The following is a 5,558-nucleotide window of genomic DNA, read 5'->3' as shown; positions in this document are numbered from 1 at the left end:
TGGTGGAGGTTGGCCTCGCCCTGGATCACGTTGATGAGGTCGTAGACCACCCGGCGCTCGCATCCCATGATGAGATCGAGGTTGCGCAGGCCGACGTCGAAGTCGATCACGGCGGTCTTGTGGCCGGCCAGCGCGAGGCCGGCGGCGAAGCTCGCGCTGGTGGTGGTCTTGCCTACACCTCCCTTGCCGGAGGTGACGACGATGATTCTGGCCATCGGGGCGGGTTCTTTCAGTTCAATGTTGAGTGGGTTTGCGGGCCTGGCGGCGGGCGGTAGCGTGTTGTCCGTTGGCAGCTCAGGCGCCGAGCGCCTCGACCAGCAGCTTGTCTCCTTCGAGCCGGACCTGTGCCGGCTTGCCGAACACATCGGCCGCCGGATCCGCCTCGAGCGTGCGATAGGTGCCTGCGATGGCGACCAGTTGCGGCTCCATGCAGGTGCTGAAGATGCGTGCCTCGGTGTTGCCGCGCGCGCCGGCGATGGCGCGCCCGCGCAACGGCGCATAGACGTGGATGTGGCCGTCGGCGATGACCTCGGCGCCGAAGCTCACCGCCGCCATCACCACCAGGTCGCCGCCGCGCGCATAGACCTGCTGGCCCGAGCGCAGCGGCTTGTCGATCACCAGCGTGGTGGCCGCAGGCACCGGCACCGGGACTTCGCGGATCACTTCCGTCAACATCACCTCGGCTTGCGGCGCCGGTGTTGCGGCGAGCGCAGGCGCCGCTGCGGCAGTCGGCGCTCCCTCAGGCGCTGCGGCGAGCCCCGCGGCGAGCGCGGCGAGCATCTGCTCCGTGCCGCCGCGTCTGGCGGCGATGGGCAGCATGTCGTAGCGGCGCAGCAGTTCGATCAGGGCCGCGAAGTCGATCGGCTCGGGCTCTTGGCGCACGGCACCCAGGTCGATGACCACCGGCTCATGCTCGAACAGGCCCGGCGTGTGCGCCACGCGAGCGTCCAGTTCGCGTGCCAGGGCGGCCAGGTCGGTGGTCTTGAGCACCACCGCGATCAGGGTCAGCGCGGCGCTCTTGATCTCGAGCGCCGTGGGTACATTCGCTTTTTGGGCAACGGCCATGAGGGCAGGCGACGAAGGCTCGCGAAAAGGGCGCAGTGTAGCGGTCGCTCTTCACGCTTGGACTTGTGGTTGCCTGTGGTAACCGGTGCAGGAGCTCGGTTTCCGTCCGCGGCGGACGGCAAGTCCGGCTCAGCGCCGCAGCTCTCAGCGCACCAGACTGCCGCTCACCAATTCCTTGCGGAACTCCCTCAGCTTGATCTTCAGGCGCCGCTCGTTCACCGGCCCCATGCGCAGCAGCAGTTTCTGCCCCGACGACAGCGACTCCAGCGCCGGGTCGGCGAACTCGTAGCGCACCCAGGGGCGCTCGGACTTCATCGGTCCCCTGACCTCGGTCAGCCTTACCTCGGGCGACTGCTCGAATTCGGGCGTCTGGAGCAGGTGATCGATCACCTCGATCAGCCGGTCGTTGAAGTAGCGGCCGGGATAGCCGAGTTCCTCATACGCCTGCTGGAACAGCGGATAGAGCTCGGCATACGCGGCCGCGGCACGGCGGGCGTTGATGCGCTCGACGAACAGCACGAAGGGCGTGTAGCGCGCCCGGTTGTCGAGGCTGATGCGCTGCTTGTCGCCGTCCTGAACGACGCTGAAGCGCCCCTCGGTGGGATTGACCGGCCACAGCCGCGGCGCAGCGTGCGGGCGTGCCAGGTTATCGACCGTGGCCACCAGGTTGCGGGCGAAGGCTTCGGTCTGCAGCCACGACAGCACGGCCTTGCGGCCGAGCAGGTCGCCGAGCTTGGAGCGCACGACGGGGTCGGCCTGGTCGAGCGGGGGCACGGTCGCGAGCCCGGCTCCCGGCTCGGAAGCGGCCGCCTGGGCGTCGATCGGGTACTTGATCGCCGGCACGGACGGGGCGGGCGCAGGCATCGGCGCCGAGGGCGCCTCGGCCACCGGAGGCGGCGGCAGATTAATGATGACCGGCGGCTGTTGCTGCTTCCACCACCAGTAGCCGCCGCCGAGCACGGCAGCGATCAGGACCGCCACTCCTGCGTACACGAATCGATTCATCTTTGTCCTTTGCATTTCGCCGGAGTCACAAGCACTCAGACACAGTAGCGCAAAACGGGTTCCGCCATCCAGGCGCGGACCTCGGGCACCGGCCTGCAAAGGCGCGCGCGGCCGAGAGGGTGCGGCCTATTCCAGAGCCTCTTTCGCCGCGATCTCGCGCAGCCGCCGGCGCAGCAGCTTTTCCTGGCGCTGCTCCTCGTTCCAGTCTTCGCGCACGCCGCGCCACAGCGAAACCGCCATGAGCAGGATGACGAAGGTGAAGGGCAGCGCGAACACGATGGTGGCCGTCTGCACTGCCTGCACGCCGCCTGTCAGGAGCAGGCTGGTCGCGATGGCGGCCACGAGCACGCCCCAGACCACTTTCACCCTGGCGGAGGGGTTGGGGTTGCCGCCGGTGCTCATCATGCCCAGCACCAGCGTGGCGGAATCGCCGGAGGTCACGAAGAACACCAGCACCAGCCCGGTGGCGACCACCGACATCAGCGTGCCCAGCGGCAGGGCGTCGAACATGGCGAACAGGGCCGTCGAGACGTCGGCCTCGACCGCCTCGGCGATCGGCGCGCCCTGCCAGATTTCCAGGTGCAGTGCGGTGCCGCCGAACACCGAGAACCAGACGAAGACCGCCAGGGTGGGCGCCAGCACCGTGCCGATGACGAACTCGCGGATCGTGCGCCCGCGCGAGACCCGTGCGATGAACAGGCCCACGAAGGGCGACCAGGAGATCCACCAGGCCCAGTAGAAGACGGTCCAGCCGCCCACCCAGGTGTTCTCGCGAAACGGCGTCATGCGCAGGCTCATGCGAATGAACTCGCTCAGGTAGCTACCCAGCGTGTTGGTGAAGGTGTCGATGATGGCCACGGTGGGGCCTACGACGAAGATGGTCAGCGCCAGCAAGCCGGCAATCACCAGGTTGATCGACGACAGCCACTTGATGCCCCGGGTCACGCCGGTCACCGCGGAGCCGAGAAAAAGCGCCGTGGTCACGGCGATGATGCCGACCTGCGCCGCCGGCCCGACCGGCAGGCCGAACACCGCGTTCAGGCCGCTGTTGATCTGCAGCGCACCGATGCCGAGCGAGGCCGCCACGCCGAACGCGGTGGCGATCACGGCCAGCACGTTGAAGAGCATCGAGCAGCGCTGCACCGCCCGCCACGGCAGCGCCTCGGTGGCACTGCTCACCAGCGCCACGCTGCCGCGCCGGAACTGGAAGAAGGCGATGGCCAGCGCCACGATGCTGTACACGGCCCAGGGGTGCAGGCCCCAGTGGAAAAAGCTGTAGCGCATGGCGGCATTGGCCGCGGCGGGCGTCCCCGCTTCGATGCCCGGCGGCGGCGTCGCGTAGTGCGAGATCGGCTCGGCCACGCCCCAGAACACCAGGCCGATGCCCATGCCGGCGGCGAACAGCATGGCGAACCACGCGCCGATCGAGAACTCGGGTTCGTCGTCCTCGGCGCCGAGCTTCAGGCTGCCGTAGCGGCCGAAGGCCAGCAGCAGGGCCATCACCACCAGCGCCAGCACCACCCACAGGTAGAACCAGCCGAAGTTGCGGGTCAGGGTGGCCAGCGCCAGGTCGAACACCGCGCCGAGCGAAGCGGGCGACACGAGGCCCCACAGCACGATGACGAGGATCACGCCGGCAGACAGGATGAGCTGCATCGTGGGCTTCTATCGGAGGCGGAAAAGAGCGAGAAGGATGAGTTTGCTGCCGCGTCAGAGCAGCCGGTGCGGGTTCATCACGCCTTCCGGGTCGAGCGCCTGCTTGATGGCGCGCATGAGGCCCAGGGCCACCGGCGACTTGCGCCGCGCCAGTTCCTCGCGCTTGAGCGCACCGATCCCATGCTCGGCGGAGAACGAGCCGCCGTGGGCCTGTACCGCGTCGTAGACCAGCGCGTTGACCGCCGCCTCGCGCTCGCTCAGGAAACCGGCCGCGCAATGGCCCTCGGGGGCCTGCACGTTGTAGTGCAGGTTGCCGTCGCCCAGGTGGCCGAAATCGACCAGCCGCACGCCCGGAAAGGCCCGCATCAACGCGGCGTCGGTGCTCGCCACGAAGGAGGGGATGGCGGAGACGGGCAGGGCGATGTCGTGCTTGATGTTCAGCCCTTCCTCGGCCTGCGCGAGCGGAATGCTCTCGCGCAGATGCCAGAGCTCGTGTGATTGCTGAAGGCTTTCGGCCACCGCGGCATCGGTGATCGTGCCGGCCTCGAGCGCGGCTTCGAGCAGGCCCTCGAAGAGGCTGCGGGCGTGCGCCTCGTTTTCGGTGTCCGACTGCTCCAGCAGCACCGTCCACGGGCCGGGCGAAAGCGGCTGCCGAAGGGCCGGGAAGTGCTTTGCCACCAGCGACAGCGAAAAGGCGTTCATGACCTCGAAGCCGGTCAGCCCGGCGCCCAACCGGGCCTGGGCCAGCTGCAGCAGCGCCACGCAGTCGTCCAGGCTGGCGCAGGCAGCCAGCGCGGTGCTGCGCGCGGCCGGCTGCGGGTACAGCCGCAGCGTGGCCGCGGTGATGACGCCGAGCGTGCCTTCGCTGCCGATGAACAGGTCGCGCAGGTCGTAGCCGGTGTTGTCCTTGCGCAGGCCCGAAAGACCCTCCCACACTTCGCCGGCCGCCGTGACGACTTCCAGGCCCAGGCACAGATCGCGCGCATTGCCGTAGCGCAGCACCTGGGTGCCGCCGGCATTGGTGGCGAGGTTGCCGCCGATCGTGCAACTGCCTTCGGCGGCGAGGCTGAGCGGCAGCAGCAGGCCCTGCGCGGCAGCGGCTTCCTGCACCGCCTGCAGGACGCAGCCGGCTTCCACCGTCATGGCGAGGTTGGCGGCATCGATGCTGCGCACGCGGTTCAGGCGCGTCAGGCTGAGCAGGATCTGGCTGCCGCTCGCGTCGGGCACGCCTCCGCCGACCAGACCGGTATTGCCGCCCTGCGGCACCAGGCTTGCGCCGTGTGCGGCGCAGGTGCGCACCACCGCCGCCACCTCGGCTGTGCTGCCGGGCCGCACGACGGCCAGCGCGCGGCCTCGGTAGCGCTTGCGCCAGTCCAGCTCCCAGGCCGCGAGGTCGCCTTCGGCCAGCACATGCGTTGGCCCGACGGCCGCGCGCAAGGTGTCGAGAAGAGCGCTCATCAGGCAAGCTGCGCGCTGCGCGCTGCGGTATTCGCCTCAGGAACGGCCCGGTGGCTCATGTGTGCCCCCGCGCCGCTGTGCTGCGGCCTCTCATGGCGTGGCTTGCGCCGCCCGCGCATGCCGCAGCCGCCAGCGCACATGCAAGGCGCAGGCCGCGAACAGCACGAGGCAAAGCAGCACTTCGATGCCCGCCAGCCAGGCCGAAAGGCCACGATCACTGGTGGCGCGCACCACGCCTTCGGTGAAGTAGAGCCACACCAGCAGGCTGACCCAGCGGTAGGTGTAGAGCCGGCGCTTGAGCAGCCCGGCCAGCGGCACGGCCAGAGGCAGCACCTTGAAGGCCAGCATGCCGCTGCCGGTCGGTGCCAGCCACA

General features: G+C 69.1%; 6 protein-coding genes. All 6 read right to left on the bottom strand.

Annotated features, from left to right (window positions below):
• A partial coding sequence (locus H0W40_RS18870) for a P-loop NTPase (RefSeq protein WP_292449318.1) occupies window positions 1-215 on the bottom strand: 215 nt, incomplete at its 3' end.
• A gap of 79 nt (window positions 216-294) precedes the next feature.
• Window positions 295-1,065: a septum site-determining protein MinC gene (minC, locus tag H0W40_RS18865; RefSeq protein ID WP_292449316.1), complete on the bottom strand. Its 771-nt coding sequence runs from the start codon at window positions 1,063-1,065 to the stop codon at window positions 295-297.
• A 144-nt stretch (window positions 1,066-1,209) separates the two neighbouring features.
• A complete protein-coding gene (locus tag H0W40_RS18860) occupies window positions 1,210-2,070 on the bottom strand; it encodes a DUF3014 domain-containing protein (RefSeq protein ID WP_292449314.1) in 861 nt (286 codons plus the stop codon).
• Window positions 2,071-2,196: 126 nt separating this feature from the next.
• On the bottom strand, window positions 2,197-3,726 hold the full coding sequence (locus H0W40_RS18855) for a BCCT family transporter (RefSeq protein WP_292449312.1): 1,530 nt from the start codon (window positions 3,724-3,726) through the stop codon (window positions 2,197-2,199).
• A gap of 54 nt (window positions 3,727-3,780) precedes the next feature.
• A complete protein-coding gene (locus H0W40_RS18850; protein WP_292449311.1) occupies window positions 3,781-5,184 on the bottom strand; it encodes an FAD-binding oxidoreductase in 1,404 nt (467 codons plus the stop codon).
• Window positions 5,185-5,274: 90 nt separating this feature from the next.
• A partial coding sequence (locus H0W40_RS18845) for a DUF2069 domain-containing protein (RefSeq protein WP_292449310.1) occupies window positions 5,275-5,558 on the bottom strand: 284 nt, incomplete at its 5' end.

Origin of the sequence: Methylibium sp., from assembly GCF_013817345.1 — a bacterium.
Lineage (GTDB): Bacteria > Pseudomonadota > Gammaproteobacteria > Burkholderiales > Burkholderiaceae_C > Methylibium.
This window is presented reverse-complemented; position numbering and strand designations above follow the sequence as displayed.

What these genes read in the sequence shown, in the direction of transcription:
- minC (WP_292449316.1), bottom strand. Translation starts at nt 1,065, where the DNA reads ATGGCCGTTGCCCAAAAAGCGAATGTACCCACGGCGCTCGAGATCAAG.
- H0W40_RS18860 (WP_292449314.1), bottom strand. Translation starts at nt 2,070, where the DNA reads ATGAATCGATTCGTGTACGCAGGAGTGGCGGTCCTGATCGCTGCCGTG.
- H0W40_RS18855 (WP_292449312.1), bottom strand. Translation starts at nt 3,726, where the DNA reads ATGCAGCTCATCCTGTCTGCCGGCGTGATCCTCGTCATCGTGCTGTGG.
- H0W40_RS18850 (WP_292449311.1), bottom strand. Translation starts at nt 5,184, where the DNA reads ATGAGCGCTCTTCTCGACACCTTGCGCGCGGCCGTCGGGCCAACGCAT.